The sequence below is a fragment of the Burkholderia sp. RF7-non_BP4 genome (assembly GCF_001521935.1).
Lineage (GTDB): Bacteria > Pseudomonadota > Gammaproteobacteria > Burkholderiales > Burkholderiaceae > Burkholderia > Burkholderia diffusa.
The window spans coordinates 1-20,543 of record NZ_LOTA01000068.1; the positions used below are offsets into that span (position 1 = coordinate 1).

Below are 20,543 nucleotides of genomic sequence, written 5' to 3' on the forward strand. Positions count from 1 at the left end.
TTCAGCAGCAGAGAAGCGAGATTATGAACCGTCTTTTTCAGCTCGTCAACAACTTTCTGAACTGCTTCGTTGCGACGGCGGGGGTTCAACTTCGTGTGCGCCGGGGTTCTACCACCGCCCTCGTCCGCACCGCTTCCCTTCTCCTCCCGCGCTGCGTTTCCGTTAGCGCGAAAGAGGCGTGATTCTAAGCAGCTCCCGGCGATCGCGCAAGGGTTTGGTGGATTTTTCTTCATCCTCGCCGATTCTGCCTTCCGGCCATGCCGGAGCACGAGACCGCTTATGGTGCAAAGAACGGACTAGAATGTGAGGTTCTTCGCCCCTTTCTATACGTATTTAATATGCGCCAGCGAATCGCCAAACGCCTCCCCCCCGACGCCGACAAACTGGTCGGCCTGTCGCTTGCGCTCTTCGCCTCGGGCAGCCGCATCGAGGATCGCTTCTGGGAAGCGAAGCTCGATGCGCTACTCGCCAAGATCGTTCGCAACGGCAACCAGACCACGCTCGACGCGGCACTCGACCATCTGCAGCAGAACCACCCTGATGCCTATGGCGCGCTCGCCGACATGGCCGAGACGCATAGTGAATCGATGGTGATCGAGCACGACGGCCAGCCGTATGATGCGCTGCTGGTCGCCGTTCCCGTTCTTGCCTGGACGCGCTACATGATTCCGTCGGGCCCGCTGAAAGGCGACGTCGCCGACGCACTGCGCACGCACCTGCAAGCGCACGTGCTCGCCACCGGCACGCTGGTCGGCCTGGCCCCGTTCCTGTACAGCATCGACCAACTGCCGCGCCACCACGTCGAGACCTACCGGCTCGCCCAGCAGCTCGCGCACGCGGCGCTCGGCCAGCACGCCGCCAAGCTCAGCTTCGGTGACTTGCCCGAAACCTCGCCGATCCTGGCAGACCCGCGCTTTCTCCTCGCCGTCGTCGCCGCGCCGGCCGGCGCTCCGCTGTTCCGCTGGCAGGAAGAAGAGCACGGCAATCGGATCGAACGCGGCCAGTGTCTCGAGCAATGGACCGCGCAGGGCGGTCCGAACCTGTCGATTGCCCTCCCCGGCTGCGAGTTCGAATGCCTGCTCCCGGACGCATACTATTCGGCCTGCCGTGATGCGGACGAGCGCATCCGTCCGCACACGGTCCGAACGGCAATCCGTTATCTTTTCGACACACTTGGTACGGCACCGCAAGAGCTGCGCGCCGTGGTCGCAGGCTTCGGCGAGCGACGGATCGACGAGTATCGCGTCGGCTTCACGCGACGCGCCAGCAACGACGTGATCTATGGCGTCGTGTGGCCGCTCTACGGCCGCGAAAACGGCGACGTGTCGATCGACAGCGCGACGCTCGAAGGCGAAGCACCGATCGAAGGGCCGCTCGAGGAGATAGTGAGTCTGCTGAAGGAATGCGGCGTAACCGACGTCCGCCGGCACGCGGGCCGCTTCGAGCCGGAATATTGCGACGACTGCGGCGTGCCGCTCTATGCGGATCCGCTCGGCGAAATCGTCCACGCGGAAATGCCAGAAGACGCCTCGCCCGCCCAACCGCACTTTCACTGATCGTACATCGCAGGCCCGCAGTGCCTGCCCGACGAAGCCGCTCCCGGTTCCAGCCGGAGCGGCTTTTTTCTCGTCCGCATTTCCGTCATTCGAAATTTCAGATTTCTCCTAAGCCTTTCAGCCAAGCAGACTTCGTGTAAGGTTTTTGTCATTATCGGACCCAACGCATGCCAACGGCAGCTCAATGACTCACCTTACGGAGGTTGAATATGCGGTTCCTGGTGCTGAACTCAGACGCCGAAAGGCGTGACGGACTGAAGGCCCTGCTGCGACAGATCGACCGTCACGCCAGCATCAACGATGCACCCGATGGCTTCCAGGCGCGCCGGCTGCTGCGCACTCAGCGCTTCGACCTCGTTGTTATCGACTGGCTGGACGTCGGCCGCCTCTGCGAACTCCAGGCGCTCTGCAGCGCCTGCTCGCCGACACCCGTCGCGGTACTGATCGACGAATCCACGCCGGAAGCCATCCAGCGCTTCTACAACTATGGCGTCGCGGGTGTGATCCCGCACTCCACACGGCCGCACCTGATCGTGCGGGCGCTCGAAATGGTTCTGCTGGGCGGCCATTACATCCCGCCCATCGCACTCAGCCTGCTGCCCTCCACTGCCGCGGTACGCCACGACGCCCATTTCCAGACGCTCGCCGGATCGCTGCCGCGCCGCCCGCCAAGTGGTCTCCTGTCGCCCAGACAGGCGCAGATCATGCGGTTCGTCCATATGGGCAGCACCAACAAGATGATCGCTCGCACGCTCGGCATCAGCGAAGGCACCGTAAAGATCCACCTCGCCAGCATCTTCCAGCAGCTGGGCGCGGCAAACCGCGCCGCCGCAGTCGCGATCTACAACGGGTGGCTGTCGCCGCATCTCGAGGTGTTGCTGGCGAACCGCGATCGTGCAAGCAAGCCCGTCATCGGCGAACGCGGCCGGGTTCCGCTGCGCATGCAACGGAACGACCGTCCATACCCCCTGCCCGCCGCGAACGCCGATACCCGGGACCTGCCGCTCGCGGCCGAACCGCCAGCTCGGTTTCGGCGCGAGCGCTGATCGGACAGTATCGATATTGCGACGGTCGACATGTGCGGATTCCCACCTTCGATGCTCAACGAGTAATATGGACGCATGGGTTTTCTTTTCACACCGCTTCCGCTCTGGGTTGGCATCGGTGGCTGGATCGCCGCCGTGGCATTGCTCGCGCTCGCGCTCTGGAATCGTCCCTTCGTCCGTCTCCAGGACGCAACGCTCCAGCACGTGTGGCTCGCGCTCGTCACCGCGATCACGGTGCTCTGGGCCTCGAATGCGTGGCTCGAGGACGGCATCGTCATGCACCTGCTCGGCGCGACGCTGCTCGTCACGCTGTTCGACTGGACGCTTGCGCTGATCGCGATGGGCGCCGTCACAGCCGTCGCCGCTATCGTCTTCGATGCGCCGTGGCAAGGCATCGGCGTGACCTATCTGATCTACGGTGCGCTACCGGTCGCCGTGTCCGCGTTGCTGCAACGCGCCGCGATCGCGTGGCTCCCGCACAATCTCGCGTCGTTCATCACCGGCCAGGGATTCCTGTCACCGGCCATCGCGATCGTCGCAGTCGCAGCGGCCGCAGCCGGAGTCCAGCTCGCTCTCGCGGACGGCGTGCCCGTCGTCATTCCAGCAGGCTATCTGCTGAACACCGCGCTGCTCGCGCTCGGCGAAGCGTGGTTCACCGGCATGGCCACCGCGCTCATCGCCGTCTATCGTCCGGCGTGGGTCACGACGTTCGACGTTCGGCGCTACCGCCTCGGCGGTCCACGCGCCTGAACGTGCCGGTCCCGGTGCGATCGGCGCGCGTGACGATCCGCTTCCGCAGCGCGGGAGAGTGCGACATCTACTGCCGCACAACTTTTTTACGCTAAGATTGAACTCCTGATCTTCATCGGGCATCTATACGTGCCCGATGTCTCATTCGCTCCTCACCAATAACCAGATGGACAGCTCACCTGCCTCGCTCCGGATCTTCCGGGCGTTCGGCAAGCTGGCAGCCTGTGTCGCGGGCCTGTCGCTTGCGCTTCCGGCACCGGTATTCGCCGACCTCCTCGACCAGCGCTCCGAACTGATCAACAAATTCGTCAACGAGATGCATGCCGATCCGATCGTCGCCGATTGTGCGGCGCACGGCAGCTTCATCGCCAGCACATCGACGGCCTTCGACCGCGTCGACTTCGCACCGAACGCGTTCGAAAGCGGCAACGCGACGATTACGCCGTGGAACGATTCGTTCGATCAGGGCAAGCAGCGCGTGAAGGTCGACAACATCGTCACCGTGGACGGCCTCGGCGTCCACAGCGACGGCAGCGACCCGACACCGCTGAAATTCCGCTGTGGCTATGTCGGCCAGCAAATGCTGGCGTTCAGCTGGAACGATCCGGTGCCGCCACTGAAGCCGCGTGTCGAACGCCCGTCGTCGTCGACGAAGAAGTTCAAGGGCAAGTCGCACCGCGGCAAGGTCAAAGCCAAGGCATCCGGCCGCACCGGCAAGAAAGCCGTCGCAACGCAGAAATCAAGCGGCCAGAAGAAAGCCGTGAAGAAGAAAACCGCGAAGAAGTCCTGATTCGACAGAGCGGCAACGACAAAAGCAAAAAAGCCGGCGCATCGCACGATGCGCCGGCTTTTTCATATCGACGACGGTACGCTTATGCGAACGTCTCGACGTGCACCAGGATTGCCGCCAGCATCGCCGCGCCAAGCGCGGCGCTCCGCTCGCCGTTCCAGCCGACCCGCTCGTCCGGAAGGTTCGCATTGTCCTTGAACGGCATCTCGAGCGTCAGTGACAAGCAGCCGAACTGATGGCCGATGTACTTCGACGCAAGCTTGAGCGCGTCTTCCTTGTACTTGCTCGCCGCATAACCGTGCTCGGTCTGGAAATCCGGGCTCGCGATCTTGAACGCATCGATGAATGCGGTTTGCTCCTTGCCCTGCTGCTCCGTGAAGCTCGGCAGCATTTCCGAACCCGCGACGAACACGTACGGCAGATCCTCGTCACCATGAATGTCGAAGAACATGTCGCAGCCGATCGAATGGATCGCATCGCGCACGGCCAGCACTTCGGGGCTGCGCTCGGCATCGGGCGCCATCCACTCGCGGTTCAGGTTCGCGCCCGCCGCGTTGGTGCGCAGGTTGCCGTGCACGCTGCCGTCCGGATTCATGTTCGGGACGATGTAGAACGTCGCGCGGTCGTACAGCTTGCGCGCCACCGGATCGCCCGCCCAGTCGCCCCACCCGGCCAGCCGCTTGACGAGCCCTTCGACGAACCACTCGGCCATCGTCTCGCCCGGATGCTGGCGTGCGATGATCCACACCTTCTTCTTCGGTGCGCCGTCGACCTCCGGCGTACCGAGCGTCAGCAGCGACATCGGACGGCCTTCAACCGTTCGGCCGAGCTCGACGACGCCCGCCTGCGGCAATTGCTGGACCGCGCCGAGGAACGCGGCATGACGCTCTTCCGAGTACGGCTCGAAATACGCGTAGTAGATGCTGTCGAACTCGGGCGTATGGTCGATGGTCATCGTCTTGCCGTCGAACGTCGTCGGCACGCGGAACCAGTCGACCCGGTCGTAGCTCGCGACCGCGCTGTAGTTACGCCATCCTGACGGATACGCGCATTCGGCCGCATTCTCGAACGACATCACGCACCGCTCACCGCGTGCGCCCGTCAAACGGAAGTAGAACCATTGGGCGAATTCCGAGCGGTTGTCGCCGCGTACGCGCAGCCGGATCGCGTCGGGGCTGTCGCACGACACGACGTCGATGGCGCCCGCGTCGAAATTGCTGGTGATCGAAAGGGTCATCTATCTCTCCAGTGTCGACCGGAACCGGCGGTTTGCCGCGCGTCCGGCCTCATGCATGCGCCGGCCGTCTCGTGAACGGCCGGCTTGGTCACTCGCCGATTCGCCGGCGATATACGTAAGTCGAATCGTTCGACGCAGCGGCGTCGAACGCGTAGTCTTCCACCGCGAAATCCTTCAGCGCCGCCGGTTCGGCGATGCGGTTCTCGACGATGTAGCGCGCCATCAGGCCACGGGCGCGCTTCGCATGGAAGCTGATGATCTTGTAGCGGCCACCCTTCCAGTCCTCGAACACCGGCGTGACGATCGGCGCGGCCAGCAGTTTCGGCTTGACCGACTTGAAGTACTCGGTCGACGCGCAGTTGACCAGCACGCGCGCCGCGCCGCTGCGCGTCTCGAGCTGCTCGTTCAGCGCCCGCGTGATCCGGTCGCTCCAGAACGCATACAGATCCTTGCCGCGAGCATTCGCGAAACGGGTACCCATCTCGAGCCGGTACGGCTGCAGCAGGTCGAGCGGTCGCAGCAGCCCGTACAGGCCCGACAGAACGCGCACGTGCTGCTGCGCATAGTCCAGATCGGCGGCCGACAGCGATTTGGCATCGAACCCTTCGTACACGTCGCCGTTGAACGCGAGCACCGCCTGCTTCGCGTTGGCCGTCGTGAAGGTCGGCGACCAGTCCGCATAGCGCTGGAAGTTCAGCCGCGCGAGCGGGTCGGAGATGTCCATCAGCGTCGAGATGTCCTGCGGCGACAACTTGCGCAGGCCGTCGATCAGTTCCGACGCATCGTCGACGAATGCAGGCTTCGTGTAAGACGGGACGTGGGCGGGCGTATCGTAGTCGAGGGATTTGGCTGGGGAGAGAACGATTATCATAGAGGCTCGCTGGCACGCCGTGCCTTGCGGTCAGACGAAAACCACCGATTGTAACGAATGACCCGCTCTCTCGCCCCGCATGCCGCACATCGCGTCGTGCTCGACTCGAACGTCTGGATCGACATACTCGTATTCGACGACCCTGCCACACGCCCGATCCGGGCGGCGCTCGAACGCGGCACGCTGGCCGCCGTAATCGACGGCCGCTGCCTGAACGAACTCGAGCTCGTGCTCGACTACCCGCAGTTTCAGGCGCGCGCGATCAACAAGGCCGAAGCGCTCGCGACGGTCGCCCGCTTGGCGAGCCTCGTCGAGCCGCCGCCCGTCGACGCCGACGCGCCGCCCCTGCCGAAGTGCAAGGACCGCGACGACCAGAAATTTCTCGAGCTCGCGCGCGCCGCGCAGGCCGACTGGCTCGTGTCGAAGGACCGTGCGCTGCTCAAGCTCGCGAAGCGCACCGCGCGCGACTTCGGCTTCCGGATCGCGCAGCCCGCGCCGTTCACCGAAGCCTGCGCGCTCGATGCCGCATTGGCCACCACTCCCACGCCGGCCTGACGGGCCCGGCGCCACCCGCTTGCGACCGTATCGATGAACGCTCCTTCCGACATGCCTACGACTCCCGTTTTCCCCTCGCGCCTGCCGAACGTCGGCACGACGATCTTCACGGTCATGAGCGCGCTCGCCGCCGAGAAAGGCGCCGTGAACCTCGGCCAGGGCTTCCCGGATTTCGACTGCGACCCGCGCATCGTCGACGCGGTCGCGGCCGCGATGCGCAACGGTCACAACCAGTATCCGCCGATGGCCGGCGTCGCGCCGTTGCGCGACGCGATCGCCGACAAGATCGCGCAGGTCTACGGCCGGCGCTACGATCCGGCCACCGAGATCACGGTCACGGCCGGCGCGACGCAGGCCCTGCTGACGGCGATCCTGTGCGCGGTCCATCCGGGTGACGAGGTGATCGTCGTCGAACCGACCTACGACAGCTATCTGCCGTCGATCGAGCTAGCCGGCGGCAAGCCCGTGTTCGTCACGCTGGAAGCGCCCGACTATGCGATCCCGTTCGATCGCCTGGCCGCCGCGATCACACCGAAAACGCGGATGATCATGATCAACACGCCGCACAACCCGACCGGCACCGTGTGGCGCGAGGCCGACATGCGCAAGCTCGAGGAGATCGTGCGCGGCACCAATGTGCTGATCCTGTCGGATGAAGTGTACGAACACATGGTCTACGACGGTGCGCGGCATGAAAGCGTCGCGCGCTACCCGGAACTGGCCGCGCGCAGCTTCATCGTGTCGAGCTTCGGGAAGACCTACCATGTGACGGGCTGGAAGGTCGGCTATGTCGCGGCGCCTGCCGCGCTGACCGCGGAGTTCCGCAAGGTCCATCAATTCAACGTGTTCACGGTGAACACGCCGATGCAGATCGGGCTTGCCGACTACCTGCGCGATCCGGCACCGTACCTGACGCTGCCCGACTTTTACCAGAAGAAGCGCGACTTCTTCCGCGCCGGCCTCGAGCGCACGCGCTTCAAGCTGCTGCCGTGCCCCGGCACGTACTTCCAGTGCGTCGACTATTCGGCGATCAGCGACCTGTCCGAAGCGGAATTCTCGAAGTGGCTCACGTCGGAGATCGGCGTGGCGGCGATTCCCGTGTCGGCGTTCTATCACGAGCCGCACGAATCGGGCGTCGTGCGCTTCTGCTTCGCAAAACAGGAGAGCACGCTCGCATCCGCACTCGAACGGCTCGCACGCCTGTAAGTCCTGCATGGGCGGCCGGGCACGGTACGACGCCGCGCCCGCCGCGCTTACGAACGCGCGGCGCTCGTCGCCTCGACATAGGCCTTGCGATCGGCCGCCACGCGCTGCGCGACCGGCCGCTCACCGACCAGCTTCGCGTGCGCCTTCCAGTCGATGCCGGCATCGAGCAGGAAATCGCGGCCGAAGATGGCCTTCGTCGCCATTCCGATCACCGGCAGATGGATCGCCGCGGCAATGTCCGCCAGCGTGAACGTGTCGCCGAGCACGTAGGGCGAAAATTGCGTCATCCGCTTGAATGCATCGATCGCGCGCGGCAGGCGCTTCTCGACGTGCGCCTTCATCCCGTCGCTGACCTTGCCGCCGAAAAAGGCTTCCGTATAAACCTCGCGCGCGGTCCATTCGAGATACAACTCGAGCGTCTCGACGAGTTCGCGCACCTTCGCGGCCGCGAACGGTCCGGCCGGGAAAATGGCCTTGTCGGGATAACGCGCCGCCAGATACTCGATGATCACCTGCGATTCGAACAGCGCGCCCTCTTCCGTCTTCAAGAACGGAATCTTGCCGAGCGGCGAATCGGCGAGCAGTGCCGGATCACTGATCGGCAGACTGCATGCCGATTCCTCGAACGGGATGTCATGTTCGAGCAGGACGAACTTCACCTTGTTGTAATAGTTGGACAACGGAATACCGCACAGCTGTAGCATCGGAGTCTCCTTCGTTGCTGAAGCGCGCCGCGGCGATGCCGGCGGCATCGGGATACGTCGCGCTGAAAAGCACGTTCGTGCTAGTCTAAAGCAGTTTCGCGTCCGTCATGACAACAATACATCCGCTGCGGCAGCACCCTCACGGGTATGCGCATGCGCCCGCGCAGCATGCGGCGCCGCAGCCTCGCCATCCGATGGAGACACCTTCGCATGAGTGCTGAACTGCTGGCCTCGCGCCCCCCCGAGGGCGAATCGACGCTCGTCCTCACGCTATCCAATCCCGGCGCACGCAACGCGCTGCATCCCGACATGTATGCGGCCGGCGTCGAGGCGCTCGCCACCGCCGAGCGCGACCCCGCCATTCGCGCTGTCGTGCTCACGGGTGCCGATCGTTTCTTTTGCGCGGGCGGCAACCTGAACCGGCTGCTCGACAACCGCTCGAAGGATCCGTCCTATCAGGCCGACAGCATCGATCAGCTCGCCGCGTGGATCACGGCGATCCGCGCAACGAGCAAGCCCGTGATCGCGGCAGTCGAAGGCGCGGCGGCCGGCGCGGGCTTTTCGCTCGCGCTCGCATGCGACCTGATCGTTGCCGCGCACGACGCGAAGTTCGTGATGTCGTACGCACGCGTCGGCCTCACGCCCGACGGCGGCGGCTCGTGGTTCCTCGCGCGCGCACTGCCGCGTGCGCTCGCCGCCGAAATCCTGTTCGAGGGCAAGCCCGTCGTGGCCGACCGCCTGCATGCGCTCGGCGTCGTCAATCGGCTCGCCGTGCCCGGCGCCGCGCTTTCCGACGCGCTCGCGTGGGCCGACTCGCTTGCCGGCATCTCGCCGAACGCGCTCACGCGCATCAAGTCGCTGCTCGACGATGCGACCGCACAGCCGCTCGATGCGCATCTGGGCACCGAGCGCGATCACTTCGTCGCATCGTTGCATCATGCGGATGCATTCGAAGGCATTACCGCGTTCCTCGAGAAACGCCAGCCGCGCTACAAGCGCTGATCCGCACGCCGTCGCTGCGACGACACGCACGCGCAGGCGCGCGGCCGCACGTTTCCGTCGCCTGCAGCCCGCATCGATCCATGCTCTAATGACCGCCTGTCGCGGCGCCCCGCCGGCGCCGTTTTCGCGCATGCCATAAAGGAGTTGACGATGATCGACGTCTACAGCTGGGCGACCCCGAACGGCCACAAGATACACATCATGCTCGAGGAAACGGGCCTCGCGTATCGTGCGCATCCGGTCGATATCGGCGCGGGCGATCAGTTCAAGCCCGAATTCCTGAAGATCAGCCCGAACAACAAGATCCCCGCGATCGTCGACGCGGACGGCCCCGGCGGCAAGCCGATCTCGCTGTTCGAATCGGGCGCGATCCTCGTGTACCTGGCGGAAAAGACCGGCAAGTTTCTGCCGACCAAGCCGGCCGAGCGCTACGCGACGCTCGAATGGCTGATGTTCCAGATGGGCGGCGTCGGCCCGATGCTCGGGCAGGCGCACCACTTCCGGCTGTACGCGCCGGAGAAGATCGACTATGCGATCAATCGCTATACGAACGAAGCGAAGCGCCTGTACAACGTGATGGAAAAGCGTCTCGGCGAATCCGAATATCTCGCCGGCGACACGTACACGATCGCGGACATCGCGACGTTCCCGTGGACGCGCTCATGGCAGAACCAGGGCATCGTGCTCGACGAACTGCCGAACGTGAAGCGCTGGCACGAAACGATTGCCGCGCGTCCGGCCGTGCAGCGCGGCGTCGAGGTACTCGCATCGCTGCGCAAGCCGCTGCAGGACGACAAGGCACGCGAAATGCTGTTCGGCGCGACGCAATACGCAAAGCACTGACGAACCACGCGCCGTGCGACGCGGCGGCATCCGTCGATGCCGCCGCGCGCATCAGAAGTAGTGCAGCGTAATGAATTCCGCCGCGCAAACGAGCAACGGCACGTCCGTACGCTCGACCTGCATCGACACCGACCACGTCACCTGCACACCGCCCCGCGCGGCCTCCGCGGCTTCCTTCACCGCGAACAGCGCGCGCACGCGTGCGCCGACCGGCACCGGCTTCAGGAACCGCACGCGATTCAGTCCGTAGTTCACGCCCATCTTCTGCTCGAAGCGCATCGCATCGGTCATCAGCGCGGGAATCAGCGACAGCGTCAGGAATCCGTGCGCGATCGGGCCGCCGAACGGCGACTCGCGCCGCGCCCGCTCGGGATCGACGTGAATCCACTGGTGATCGCCGGTGGCGTCGGCAAAACCATCGACGCGACGCTGTTCGATCTCGACCCAGCCGCTCGCGAGCGGCTCCGCGCCGACGCGCTCGTGCAGCGCTTGCGCAGACGCGATCAGCGGCAATGTCACGTCCGTCATGCGCCCGCCCCTTGCGGATGACGCAGTCCGAAGATCACCTTGGTATGCACGGTGATCACCGTGTCGCCGGCGCCGTTGACGCCGATCCACTCCGTCGACACGATGCCGCGATCGGGCTTGCTCTCCGACACGCGCTTGTCGTGGACCTTCTGGTACATCGTGATCGTGTCGCCGGCACGCACGGGCTTGAGCCAGCGGATCGAGTCGATGCCGGGCGAGCCCATGCTGGTCGAATCCGGTCCCAGCTTCTTGATGAGCAGGCTCATGAACACCGAACACGTATGCCAGCCGCTCGCAACGAGTCCGCCGAACGGCGATGCCTTGCCAGCCTCCTCGTCGAGGTGGAACGGTTGCGGATCGTAGCGTTGCGCGAACGCCTTGATGTCGTCCGATTCGAACGTATAGCGGCCGATTTCGGTCGTACTGCCGACTTCCAGATCTTCGTAACTGATACCCACTGTCTATCTCCTATGGCGCGCTCGCGCGTCGCCGTCATGCCGCGTCGGTCTGCGCGAAATCCGGCAGGGCCGCGATGCGCGCAAGATGATGGTCGGTGTCGCCGAGTGTCGTCTCGATGATCGACAGCCGCTTGAACAGGTGAGCGGCGGCAACCTCATTGGTCACGCCCATGCCGCCGTGCAGTTGCACCGCCTGCTGGCCGACGAAAAGTGCGGCCGCGCCGACCCGCGCCTTCGCGGCCGACACCGCCTTGCGACGCGCATCGGCATCGCCGCCCGCGTAACGCACCGCGGCCAGGTAAGTCAGCGAGCGCGCCTGCTCCGCGTGAATCAGCATGTCGACCATCCGGTGCTGCAGTGCCTGGAAACGTGCAATCGGTACGCCGAACTGTTCGCGCGTCTTCGTGTATTCGACCGTCGCGCGGTTCAGCTCGTCGAGTGCGCCGACCGCTTCCGCGCAGAGCAGGAAGGTCGCGTAATCGGCAATCTGCTCGAGTGCGGCCGCATCGCGTGCGCCGCCCGTCAGCTGCCGCGCGGGGGTGTCATGCAGCTCGATCGTCGCGGCGCGCTGGCCGTCGATCGTCCGGTAGTCGACAAGCTTCGCCCCCGCGGCATCGCGCTCGACGACGAACAGGCCTATGCTGCCGCCATCGACACGCGCGGGCACGATCCACGCATGCGCCTGGGCGCCGTGCTGAACGACCGACTTGGTGCCGGTCAGCCGATACGTGCCGCCCTGATCGCGCGCGTGCGTATCGAGTTCGTACAGGTCATAGCGTGCCCGTGGTTCGTGGAATGCAACGGCCAGGCGCTTCTGCCCTTGCGCGACCGCTTCCAGCAGCGCGGCATCGTCGCCCGTGCCGGACCCGGCGACGCGCAGCGCCTCGATGCCGACCGCCGTCGCCCAGTACGGCTCGACCACGAGTGCACGGCCGAGCTCCTGCATCGCGACCAGCATGTCGACCGGGCCGCCGCCGAAGCCGCCCTGTGCATCCGGCACGGGCAGCGCGGTCAGGCCCAGCTCCGCGAATGCGCTCCATTGCGCGTCCGACACGCCGGCATCGCTTCGCACGATGGCCTGGCGCGCGTCGAAACCGTATTGCTCGCCGAGATAACGGCGCAGCGCGTCGGCAAACTGTTGCTGCTCATCGGTAAAGCTGAAATCCATGGTTGTCTCCGTTCCCTGATCACAGCCCCAGGATCATCTGCGCGATGATGTTCTTCTGAATCTCGTTCGAACCGCCGTAGATCGACGTCTTCCGGTAATTGAAGTAGTAGGCGGCGAGCGGCGCGGCATCGTCGTCGCCCGCGCTGCTGTGTTCGCGTTCGCCCTCGAGGAACGGGACGTCGAACGGCGCGGCGAGCGGGCCGATCGCCTCGAACATCAGCTCGGTAAGCGCCTGCTGCACCTCGGTGCCCTTGATCTTCAACATCGATGCCTCGGGGCCGGGCCCCTTGCCGCTCGTCTCGCGGCTCACGACCCGCAGCACCGTCACCTCGAGTGCCATCAGCTCGACTTCGAGCGCCGCGACCTTCGCGGCAAACACCGGATCGGCGAGCAGCGGCTTGCCGTTCTTGCGCTGGTTCGACGCCACGCGTTTCAGGAATGCGAGCTCGCGCTTCGACGCGCCGACGCGTGCGATGCCCGTGCGCTCGTGACCCAACAGGTATTTCGCGTAAGTCCAGCCGCGGTTTTCATCGCCGACGAGATTCTCGACGGGCACCTTCACGTCCTCGAAGAACACCTCGTTGACTTCGTGATCCTCATCGAGCGTGATGATCGGGCGCACCGTGATGCCGGGTGTCTTCATGTCGATCAGCAGGAACGAGATGCCCTCCTGCTTCTTCGCCGCCGGATCGGTGCGCACGAGACAAAACATCATGTCCGCGTACTGGCCCAGCGTCGTCCATGTCTTCTGGCCGTTGACGACGTAGTGGTCGCCGTGACGTTCGGCGCGCGTGCGCAGCGATGCGAGATCCGACCCGGAGCCTGGCTCCGAATAACCCTGGCACCACCAGTCGGTGCCGTCCAGAATACGCGGCAGATAGTGGCGCTTCTGCGCTTCGCTGCCGTATTTCATCAGCACCGGCGCGACCATCGATACGCCGAACGGCAGCACGGTCGGCGCGCCGATGCGTGCGCACTCCTCATCCCAGATGTGGCGCTGCGTCGCGTTCCAGTCCGGACCGCCGTATTCGGCCGGCCATGCGGGCGCGGACCAGCCGCGCTGGCCGAGAATCCGGTGCCAGCTCGCGAAATCCTCGCGGTCGAGTCGTTTGTGATCGAGTACCTTGGCGCGCAGTGCATGAGGCAGGTTGGCCTCGAGCCAGGCGCGGACGTCGACGCGGAACGCGTCGTCGGCGGGGGAATAATCCAGATCCATGCGCAGTGTCTCCTGACCGCGGCCGTCCGGCCCGGCAAGGACACACTGCGTACGTCATTGCAGCGGTTCTTTCAGCGCGGCAGGAATCGGCAGCGGCATCACGTCGATGCCTTCTTCGACCAAGGATTGCGCATCCTCCGGCGTCGTGACGCCACGAATGCTGCGCGCCGGCGCCTCGTTGTAATGAATGCGCCGCGCTTCCTCGGCGAAGCGCTCGCCCACGTTCTCGGTCTTCTCCAGCACCTCGCGCAGCGCGCGCATCACCTGCGCCTGCAGCGCGCGCGGATCGGCCGGCTGTGCCTGCGTCGCGCCCGACAGGTTCAGGCGCGGCGCCGACGGCATCCGGTTGATCTCGGTCGTCCCGCACACCGGACATTCGACCAGCTTGCGGGACAACTGCGCTTCGAACTCATCGGCGGAAGCGAACCAGCCTTCGAACCGATGACCGTGCGGGCACTGTAAATCGAGGACCTTCATGCTGAATCAGGGCGTGTGGCGAGTGTAGCGCAAAACGCGCTTTTGTGAACGATCGTGCTAAACCAGGATCGCGCGGCCGGACAGCGGCCGCGTCACAGGATTGTAACGCGGCGCCCCACCCGCCGCTGACGCGCCGTCAGGGCTTCTCGACCGGGCCGAGCGGCCACGCGCCGGACAGGACCTTGTCGAGCCACATCGTGCCGATGATTGTCTTCACGTCGGTGATCTGGCCGGTGCGCACCCACTCCTGCAGGTCGGGCAGCGTCGCCGTGAAGGTTTCGAGGAATTCGCCTTCGTCGAGCTTGCGCTCGCCTGCCGTCAGGCCGCGCGCGAGATACAGGTCGATGAATTCGGTCGAATAGGAAATGATCGGGTGAATCCGGGCCAGGAACACATATTCGCGTGCCGTGTAGCCGGTTTCCTCGCGCAGTTCGCGTACCGCGCAGGCAAGCGCGCCCTCGTTCGGATCAAGTTTGCCGGCGGGGAATTCGGCCATGACCTTGCCGATCGGATAGCGATACTGGCTTTCCATCAGCACGCGGCCGTCGTCGAACAGCGGGATCACCATCACCGCGCCGGGGTGCTGGACGTATTCGCGCGTGGCCTGCTTGCCGTCGGGCAAACGAACGGTATCGCGCTTCAGCTTGAGGAACGAGCCGTCGAAAATCGCCTCGCTCTCGAGGCAGGTTTCGGTCAGTGCGGCGTCGTGATTGGGTAGTTCGGCCATCGGCGGGCTCCGGAGGATTGAGCACGCGACGGCCGAAGCCGTCAGCGTCGTTTGACGAGATACTGGAACGTGAAGCCGGGAAACGCGAACACAACGAAGAGACTGAACGTGATCGCGTAGAACTGCCAGCCCTGTTCGAAGCGGTTGCCGGCGCGCGACTCGAGCCAGAAGCCGAGCGCACCGACGACGAAATACAGCACGATCAGCTCGCCGATCCGAACCCACGCGTTCTTCTTCGTCGCACCGATCGGGACGACGGCGAAGAGGCGTTGGTTCAGGAACGGCACGTTGGCGCATACGAGCGCCAACAGCACGATGAACCAGCCAGCTGCCGACATTACAGCGGCAGCGTGTGACGGATCGCCTGCAGGCAGGCCGTCAGGAGCGGGCTCGGGATCAGGCCGAGCACCACGACCGCAATACCGTTCAGCACGAGGATCGTGCGCTTGCAGAAATCGCCGGTGACCGGGGTCGCGTCCTGCGGTGCATCGAAGTACATCAGCTTGACGATGCGCAGGTAGTAGAACGCACCGAACAGCGACGTGATCACAGCCAGCACGGCCAGCCACGTGAGACCCGCGTTGACGGTCGCCTCGAGCACCGCGAGCTTCGCGTAGAAGCCCACGGTCGGCGGGATACCGGCCAGCGAGAACATCATGACCATCATCACGAACGCGAACACCGGGCTGCGCTTGTTGAGGCCCTTGAAGTCGTCGATCGTTTCCGCTTCGAAATCGCGGCGTGCGAGCAGCATCACCACGCCGAACGAGCCGAGCGTCGTGATCAGGTAGACGATCGCGTAGAACATCGCCGAGCTGTACGCGTTCGCCGGAGCGGTCGCGTCGCCCTTCACGATGCCGGCGAGCAGGCCGAGCAGCACGAAGCCCATGTTCGAGATCGCCGAGTACGCGAGCATCCGCTTGATGTTGCGCTGGACGATACCGGTGATGTTACCGACGATCAGCGACAGCGCGGCGAGGATCACGAGCGCGGTCTGCCAGTTCTGTGCGAGCGGCAGCAGGCCCATCACCAGGAAACGCAGGCCCCACGCGAACGCGGCAACCTTCGGGCCACCGCCGACGAACAGCGTCATCGCGGTCGGTGCGCCCTGGTAGACGTCCGGCACCCACATGTGGAACGGCACGGCGCCGAGCTTGAACGCGATACCGGCGACGATGAAGACCACGCCGAACATCAGCACGGCCGCGTCGGTGTTGCCGCCGACCGCCTTGTACACCTCGCCCAGCTCGAGCGAGCCGGTCGCGCCGTAGAGCATCGAAATGCCGTACAGCACGAAGCCCGACGCGAGCGCGCCCAGCACGTAGTACTTCATCGCGGCTTCGCTCGACTGCGCGGCATCACGGCGCAGCGCGATGACGGCGTACAGCGACAGCGACATCAGTTCGAGGCCGAGGTACAGCGTCAGGAAGTTGTTGCCCGACACCATCACCAGCTGACCGAGCAGCGAGAACATGCCCAGCAGGAACACGTCGCCGCGGAACATGTCACGGTCTTCGAGGTACTTGCGCGAATAGACGAGCGAGACCGCGAAGCCGAGCGACACGACGGCCTTCATCATGCTCGCGAACGAGTCGACGACGACCATCCGCGAGAAGAAGTAATACTGCTGCGGGTCCAGCGCCTGCACCGCGAACCACACGCCGGCGACGACCGACGAAACCACCGCGATCAGATAGGTCAGGCGGCGGCCAGCGGCACCGGTAAAGGTGTCGTTCAGCCATGCAACGACGATGGCGACCATCACCAGCGCGTCAGGCAACAGGACATTCATAGGTGCGTTCATGATCTTGATTTCCTCCGCTCGCGATTACTGGGCCAGCGGCAGCTTCGACTGCGCGACGTGGGAGAGGAGGTTTTCCACGGAAACGTGCATCACGTCGGTGAAAGGCTTCGGATACAGACCCATCAGCAGCGTGAACGCGGCGAGCACGGCCAGCATCACGAATTCGCGACGGCCGATGTCTTTCAGCTTGGCAACGTGATCGTTCGCGACCGCACCGAAGTACACGCGCTTGTACATCCACAGCGTGTAGGCGGCGCCGAGGATCAGCGTGAATGCCGCGCCGAATGCGATCCAGAAGTTGTACTGGACAGCCGCGAGAATCACCATGAATTCGCCGACGAAACCCGAGGTGCCCGGCAGGCCGCAGTTGGCCATCGAGAACAGCATCGCGAATGCCGCGAACTTCGGCATCACGTTCACGACGCCGCCGTAATCGGCGATCTGACGCGAGTGCACGCGGTCGTACAGCACGCCGATGCACAAGAACATCGCGCCCGACACGAAGCCGTGCGAGATCATCTGGACGATCGCGCCTTCGACGCCGAGCTGGTTGAAGATGAAGAAGCCGAGCGTGACGAAGCCCATGTGCGCGATCGACGAATACGCGACCAGTTTCTTCATGTCGGCCTGCACCATCGCGACGAGGCCGATGTAGATCACCGCGATCAGCGACAGCGTGATCACGACCGGTGCCAGGAAATGGCTTGCGTCAGGCGTGATCGGCAGCGAGAAACGCAGGAAACCGTACGCACCGAGCTTCAGCATGATCGCCGCCAGCACGACCGAGCCGCCCGTCGGCGCTTCCACGTGCGCGTCCGGCAGCCAGGTGTGCACCGGCCACATCGGCACCTTCACCGCGAACGCGAGGAAGAATGCAATGAACAGCAGGATCTGCGGCGTCATCGCGATCTTGGCGTTCTGCCACGTCGCGAGGTCGAACGAATGCGTCTGCGTGTACAGGTAGATCAGCGCGACCAGCATCAGCAGCGAGCCGGCCAGCGTGTACAGGAAGAACTTGAACGCCGCGTACACGCGGTTCGGGCCGCCCCACACACCGATGATGATGTACATCGGGATCAGGGTCGCCTCGAAGAACACGTAGAACAGCAGGCCGTCGGCCGCCGAGAACACGCCGATCATGATCCCGGACAGGATCAGGAAGGCCGCGAGGTACTGCGCGACGTTCTCGGTGATCACCTCCCACGCGGCGATCACGACGATCACCGTGATCAGCGCGGTCAGCACGACGAACCACATCGAGATGCCGTCGACGCCGAGGTGGTACGAGATGTCGAAGCGTTCGATCCACGTCGACTGCTCGACGAACTGCAGCGCAGCCGTGCTCGAGTCGAAGCCCGTGATCAGCGGAATCGTGACCGCGAGACCGAGCAGCGAACCGATCAGCGCGACCCAGCGAGCCGTCCCCGGATTTTTGTCGTTACCCACCGCGAGCACGAGGAGGCCGAAAACGATCGGCAGCCAGATCGCGGTACTGAGAATCGGAAAAGCGTGCATTAGTGTTGTCCCCCCGCCTTATTTGCCGCCGAGCGTTACAAACAGGGTCAGGAGCCCCAGCATGCCGATGATCATGGCGAACGCGTAGTGATAGATGTAACCGGATTGGAGGAAGCGGATCACGCCGGCGAACCAGCCGATGAACCGCGCGCTGCCGTTGACGAGACCGTCGATCACGACGACGTCGCCTTCCTTCCACAGGCCGCGGCCGATCGCCACCGAACCACGGGCGAACACCACTTCGTTGATCTTGTCCATGTAGTACTTGTTGTCCAGCAGCGTGTAGATCGGACCGAACGCGCGGCGGATCGACGCCGGCAGCTCCGGACGCTTCAGGTACAGGAACCACGCAACGACGACACCGGCGAGCGCCAGCCACACCGGCAGGCCCGACACCGAGTGCAGACCCATGCCCACCCAGCCGTGGAACTCTTCGGCCATCTCGGCCAGTGCCGGATGGTTTTCGCCGATGAAGATCACCTTGTCGAACGCGACGCCGTGCTGGAAGAAGTCGCCGAACAGCATCGGGCCGATCGCGATCGCACCGATGATCACCGACGGAATTGCCAGCAGGACCAGCGGCACCCACACGACCCACGGGGTCTCGTGCGGCTCGTGCGCGTGGTCGTCATGACCGTGGCCATGGCCGTGATCGTCGTGGCCGTGCGCGGCCGCCATGCCCATCGGCGATTCCGGATGCTTCGGCTTGCGGAAACGCTCTTCGCCGTGGAACACCAGGAAGTACATGCGGAACGAGTACAGCGCCGTGACGAACACGCTCGCGACGACCGCGAAGTACGCGAAGCCAGAACCCGGCAGATGCGACAGCTTCACCGCGTCGATGATCGAGTCCTTCGAGTAGAAGCCCGAGAAGAACGGCGTACCGATCAGCGCCAGCGAACCGACGAGCGACGTGATCCACGTGATCGGCATGTACTTGCGCAGGCCGCCCATGTTGCGCATGTCCTGGTCGTGGTGCATGCCCATGATCACCGAGCCGGCGCCGAGGAACAGCAGCGCCTTGAAGAACGCGTGCGTCATCAGGTGGAACACGGCGACCGGGTAAGCGGACACGCCGAGCGCGACGGTCATGTAGCCGAGCTGCGACAGCGTCGAGTACGCGACGACACGCTTGATGTCGTTCTGGACGATCCCGAGGAAGCCCATGAACAGTGCCGTGATCGCACCGATCACCGTGATGAACGACAGCGCGGTATCCGACAGTTCGAACAGCGGCGACATGCGCGACACCATGAAGATGCCGGCCGTCACCATCGTCGCCGCGTGAATCAGCGCGGAGATCGGGGTCGGGCCTTCCATCGAGTCGGGCAGCCACACGTGCAGCGGGAACTGCGCCGATTTACCCATCGCGCCGATGAACAGGCAGATACAGGCGACGGTCAGCAGGCCCCAGTCGGTGCCCGGGAAGTGCAGGCTTGCGAGCTCGGCGCGCTTCGCGAACACTTCGCCGTAGTTCATCGAACCCGCGAACGCCAGCAGCAGGCCGATGCCCAGCAGGAAGCCGAAGTCGCCCACGCGGTTCACGAGGAACGCCTTCATGTTCGCGTAGATCGCGCTCTCACGCGTGAAGTAGAAGCCGATCAGCAGGTACGACACCAGACCCACCGCTTCCCAACCGAAGAACAGTTGCAGGAAGTTGTTGCTCATCACGAGCATCAGCATCGAGAACGTGAACAGCGAGATGTACGAGAAGAAGCGCTGGTAGCCGTCTTCTTCCGACATGTAGCCGATCGTGTACACGTGCACCATCAGCGAGACGAAGGTCACGACGACCATCATCATCGCGGTCAGCGAATCGACGAGGAAGCCGACTTCGAGTTTCAGCGAGCCGACGTTCATCCATTCGTAGACGGTCGCGTTGAAGCTCGCGCCGCCCATCACGTCGAGGAAGACTTTCGCCGACAGGAGGAACGCGATCAATACGCCGAGGATCGTGATCCGGTGTGCGCCCTTGCGCCCCACTGCGTTCCCGAACAGCCCCGCAATCAGCGAGCCGGCCAGCGGAGCGAGCGGAATCGCCAGCAGCAGGTTTTCATTGAGTGTCGTTGACATAACAGCGTTGCCTGAAA

Annotated in this window: 22 protein-coding genes; 9 read left to right on the forward strand and 13 right to left on the reverse strand. The window is 64.4% G+C overall.

Features of this window, described 5'->3' with window-relative positions; translation table 11 throughout:
• The 5 genes from WS49_RS35880 to WS49_RS21650 form a co-directional block, all read left to right on the forward strand.
• The coding region (locus WS49_RS35880) for a hypothetical protein (protein ID WP_059533161.1) at positions 1 to 182 on the forward strand (182 nt) is incomplete at its 5' end.
• A gap of 156 nt (positions 183 to 338) precedes the next feature.
• Positions 339 to 1,556, forward strand: a complete 1,218-nt coding sequence (locus WS49_RS21635) for a DUF2863 family protein (RefSeq protein WP_059533163.1) — start codon at positions 339 to 341, stop codon at positions 1,554 to 1,556.
• Between the two features lie 209 nt (positions 1,557 to 1,765).
• A complete protein-coding gene (locus WS49_RS21640) occupies positions 1,766 to 2,602 on the forward strand; it encodes a response regulator transcription factor (RefSeq protein ID WP_059533165.1) in 837 nt (278 codons plus the stop codon).
• A gap of 75 nt (positions 2,603 to 2,677) precedes the next feature.
• Positions 2,678 to 3,352, forward strand: a complete 675-nt coding sequence (locus tag WS49_RS21645; RefSeq protein WP_059533167.1) for an energy-coupling factor ABC transporter permease — start codon at positions 2,678 to 2,680, stop codon at positions 3,350 to 3,352.
• Between the two features lie 136 nt (positions 3,353 to 3,488).
• Positions 3,489 to 4,142 (forward strand): BspC domain-containing protein, encoded by a 654-nt coding sequence (locus tag WS49_RS21650; protein WP_059533169.1) that lies wholly within the window; start codon positions 3,489 to 3,491, stop codon positions 4,140 to 4,142.
• A gap of 82 nt (positions 4,143 to 4,224) precedes the next feature.
• Here the strand turns inward: WS49_RS21650 and WS49_RS21655 are convergent, their stop codons facing one another.
• Entirely contained in the window at positions 4,225 to 5,379 is a 1,155-nt protein-coding gene (locus tag WS49_RS21655; protein WP_059533171.1) for a M14 family metallopeptidase, read from the reverse strand.
• A gap of 88 nt (positions 5,380 to 5,467) precedes the next feature.
• A complete protein-coding gene (gene yaaA, locus WS49_RS21660) occupies positions 5,468 to 6,250 on the reverse strand; it encodes a peroxide stress protein YaaA (protein WP_059533173.1) in 783 nt (260 codons plus the stop codon).
• Between the two features lie 57 nt (positions 6,251 to 6,307).
• Between yaaA and WS49_RS21665 the strand changes: the two genes are divergently transcribed.
• Together WS49_RS21665 and WS49_RS21670 are read left to right on the forward strand one after the other, a co-directional pair.
• Positions 6,308 to 6,805: a putative toxin-antitoxin system toxin component, PIN family gene (locus WS49_RS21665; protein ID WP_059533175.1), complete on the forward strand. Its 498-nt coding sequence runs from the start codon at positions 6,308 to 6,310 to the stop codon at positions 6,803 to 6,805.
• 33 nt (positions 6,806 to 6,838) lie between these two features.
• A complete protein-coding gene (locus WS49_RS21670; RefSeq protein WP_059533177.1) occupies positions 6,839 to 8,011 on the forward strand; it encodes a pyridoxal phosphate-dependent aminotransferase in 1,173 nt (390 codons plus the stop codon).
• 47 nt (positions 8,012 to 8,058) lie between these two features.
• On the opposite strand, the gene WS49_RS21675 is transcribed toward WS49_RS21670, so the two are convergent.
• Positions 8,059 to 8,715, reverse strand: a complete 657-nt coding sequence (locus tag WS49_RS21675) for a glutathione S-transferase family protein (protein WP_059533180.1) — start codon at positions 8,713 to 8,715, stop codon at positions 8,059 to 8,061.
• Positions 8,716 to 8,925: 210 nt separating this feature from the next.
• Between WS49_RS21675 and WS49_RS21680 the strand changes: the two genes are divergently transcribed.
• A complete protein-coding gene (locus tag WS49_RS21680; protein WP_059533182.1) occupies positions 8,926 to 9,717 on the forward strand; it encodes an oxepin-CoA hydrolase, alternative type in 792 nt (263 codons plus the stop codon).
• A 150-nt stretch (positions 9,718 to 9,867) separates the two neighbouring features.
• A complete protein-coding gene (locus WS49_RS21685; protein ID WP_059533290.1) occupies positions 9,868 to 10,560 on the forward strand; it encodes a glutathione binding-like protein in 693 nt (230 codons plus the stop codon).
• Between the two features lie 51 nt (positions 10,561 to 10,611).
• Here WS49_RS21685 and WS49_RS21690 read toward each other — a convergent pair whose 3' ends face one another.
• From WS49_RS21690 to nuoL, 10 genes are all read right to left on the reverse strand, one after another.
• Positions 10,612 to 11,088, reverse strand: coding sequence for a MaoC family dehydratase (locus WS49_RS21690; RefSeq protein ID WP_059533184.1), 477 nt, complete (start codon positions 11,086 to 11,088; stop codon positions 10,612 to 10,614).
• Positions 11,085 to 11,546 carry a MaoC family dehydratase gene (locus WS49_RS21695; RefSeq protein ID WP_059533186.1) on the reverse strand — a complete coding sequence of 154 codons (462 nt, stop codon included), beginning with the start codon at positions 11,544 to 11,546 and terminating at the stop codon, positions 11,085 to 11,087. Before WS49_RS21695 ends, WS49_RS21690 begins: the two co-directional genes overlap by 4 nt.
• A gap of 34 nt (positions 11,547 to 11,580) precedes the next feature.
• Positions 11,581 to 12,714: an acyl-CoA dehydrogenase family protein gene (locus tag WS49_RS21700; RefSeq protein WP_059533188.1), complete on the reverse strand. Its 1,134-nt coding sequence runs from the start codon at positions 12,712 to 12,714 to the stop codon at positions 11,581 to 11,583.
• Positions 12,715 to 12,733: 19 nt separating this feature from the next.
• Positions 12,734 to 13,930, reverse strand: a complete 1,197-nt coding sequence (locus tag WS49_RS21705) for an acyl-CoA dehydrogenase family protein (protein WP_044844732.1) — start codon at positions 13,928 to 13,930, stop codon at positions 12,734 to 12,736.
• 54 nt (positions 13,931 to 13,984) lie between these two features.
• A complete protein-coding gene (locus WS49_RS21710; RefSeq protein ID WP_006750470.1) occupies positions 13,985 to 14,407 on the reverse strand; it encodes a DUF1178 family protein in 423 nt (140 codons plus the stop codon).
• A 136-nt stretch (positions 14,408 to 14,543) separates the two neighbouring features.
• On the reverse strand, positions 14,544 to 15,134 hold the full coding sequence (locus tag WS49_RS21715) for an NUDIX domain-containing protein (RefSeq protein WP_059533190.1): 591 nt from the start codon (positions 15,132 to 15,134) through the stop codon (positions 14,544 to 14,546).
• A 41-nt stretch (positions 15,135 to 15,175) separates the two neighbouring features.
• Positions 15,176 to 15,472, reverse strand: coding sequence for a DUF2818 family protein (locus WS49_RS21720; RefSeq protein ID WP_059533192.1), 297 nt, complete (start codon positions 15,470 to 15,472; stop codon positions 15,176 to 15,178).
• Positions 15,472 to 16,926, reverse strand: coding sequence for an NADH-quinone oxidoreductase subunit NuoN (gene nuoN / locus WS49_RS21725; RefSeq protein WP_175910931.1), 1,455 nt, complete (start codon positions 16,924 to 16,926; stop codon positions 15,472 to 15,474). Before nuoN ends, WS49_RS21720 begins: the two co-directional genes overlap by 1 nt.
• Before the next feature lie 36 nt (positions 16,927 to 16,962).
• Positions 16,963 to 18,453, reverse strand: coding sequence for an NADH-quinone oxidoreductase subunit M (locus WS49_RS21730; protein ID WP_059533196.1), 1,491 nt, complete (start codon positions 18,451 to 18,453; stop codon positions 16,963 to 16,965).
• Between the two features lie 18 nt (positions 18,454 to 18,471).
• The gene (nuoL, locus tag WS49_RS21735) at positions 18,472 to 20,526 is read right to left on the reverse strand and encodes an NADH-quinone oxidoreductase subunit L (RefSeq protein WP_059533198.1); all 2,055 of its coding nucleotides are present in this window, start codon (positions 20,524 to 20,526) and stop codon (positions 18,472 to 18,474) included.
• Positions 20,527 to 20,543: the final 17 nt, after the last annotated feature.

Excerpts from the sequence above, each read along its gene's own strand:
- WS49_RS21635 (WP_059533163.1), top strand. The coding sequence starts at position 339 with ATGCGCCAGCGAATCGCCAAACGCCTCCCCCCCGACGCCGACAAACTG.
- WS49_RS21640 (WP_059533165.1), top strand. The coding sequence starts at position 1,766 with ATGCGGTTCCTGGTGCTGAACTCAGACGCCGAAAGGCGTGACGGACTG.
- WS49_RS21645 (WP_059533167.1), top strand. The coding sequence starts at position 2,678 with ATGGGTTTTCTTTTCACACCGCTTCCGCTCTGGGTTGGCATCGGTGGC.
- WS49_RS21650 (WP_059533169.1), top strand. The coding sequence starts at position 3,489 with ATGTCTCATTCGCTCCTCACCAATAACCAGATGGACAGCTCACCTGCC.
- WS49_RS21655 (WP_059533171.1), bottom strand. The coding sequence starts at position 5,379 with ATGACCCTTTCGATCACCAGCAATTTCGACGCGGGCGCCATCGACGTC.
- yaaA (WP_059533173.1), bottom strand. The coding sequence starts at position 6,250 with ATGATAATCGTTCTCTCCCCAGCCAAATCCCTCGACTACGATACGCCC.
- WS49_RS21665 (WP_059533175.1), top strand. The coding sequence starts at position 6,308 with ATGACCCGCTCTCTCGCCCCGCATGCCGCACATCGCGTCGTGCTCGAC.
- WS49_RS21670 (WP_059533177.1), top strand. The coding sequence starts at position 6,839 with ATGAACGCTCCTTCCGACATGCCTACGACTCCCGTTTTCCCCTCGCGC.
- WS49_RS21675 (WP_059533180.1), bottom strand. The coding sequence starts at position 8,715 with ATGCTACAGCTGTGCGGTATTCCGTTGTCCAACTATTACAACAAGGTG.
- WS49_RS21680 (WP_059533182.1), top strand. The coding sequence starts at position 8,926 with ATGAGTGCTGAACTGCTGGCCTCGCGCCCCCCCGAGGGCGAATCGACG.
- WS49_RS21685 (WP_059533290.1), top strand. The coding sequence starts at position 9,868 with ATGATCGACGTCTACAGCTGGGCGACCCCGAACGGCCACAAGATACAC.
- WS49_RS21690 (WP_059533184.1), bottom strand. The coding sequence starts at position 11,088 with ATGACGGACGTGACATTGCCGCTGATCGCGTCTGCGCAAGCGCTGCAC.
- WS49_RS21700 (WP_059533188.1), bottom strand. The coding sequence starts at position 12,714 with ATGGATTTCAGCTTTACCGATGAGCAGCAACAGTTTGCCGACGCGCTG.
- WS49_RS21705 (WP_044844732.1), bottom strand. The coding sequence starts at position 13,930 with ATGGATCTGGATTATTCCCCCGCCGACGACGCGTTCCGCGTCGACGTC.
- WS49_RS21710 (WP_006750470.1), bottom strand. The coding sequence starts at position 14,407 with ATGAAGGTCCTCGATTTACAGTGCCCGCACGGTCATCGGTTCGAAGGC.
- WS49_RS21715 (WP_059533190.1), bottom strand. The coding sequence starts at position 15,134 with ATGGCCGAACTACCCAATCACGACGCCGCACTGACCGAAACCTGCCTC.
- WS49_RS21720 (WP_059533192.1), bottom strand. The coding sequence starts at position 15,472 with ATGTCGGCAGCTGGCTGGTTCATCGTGCTGTTGGCGCTCGTATGCGCC.
- nuoN (WP_175910931.1), bottom strand. The coding sequence starts at position 16,926 with ATGAATGTCCTGTTGCCTGACGCGCTGGTGATGGTCGCCATCGTCGTT.
- WS49_RS21730 (WP_059533196.1), bottom strand. The coding sequence starts at position 18,453 with ATGCACGCTTTTCCGATTCTCAGTACCGCGATCTGGCTGCCGATCGTT.
- nuoL (WP_059533198.1), bottom strand. The coding sequence starts at position 20,526 with ATGTCAACGACACTCAATGAAAACCTGCTGCTGGCGATTCCGCTCGCT.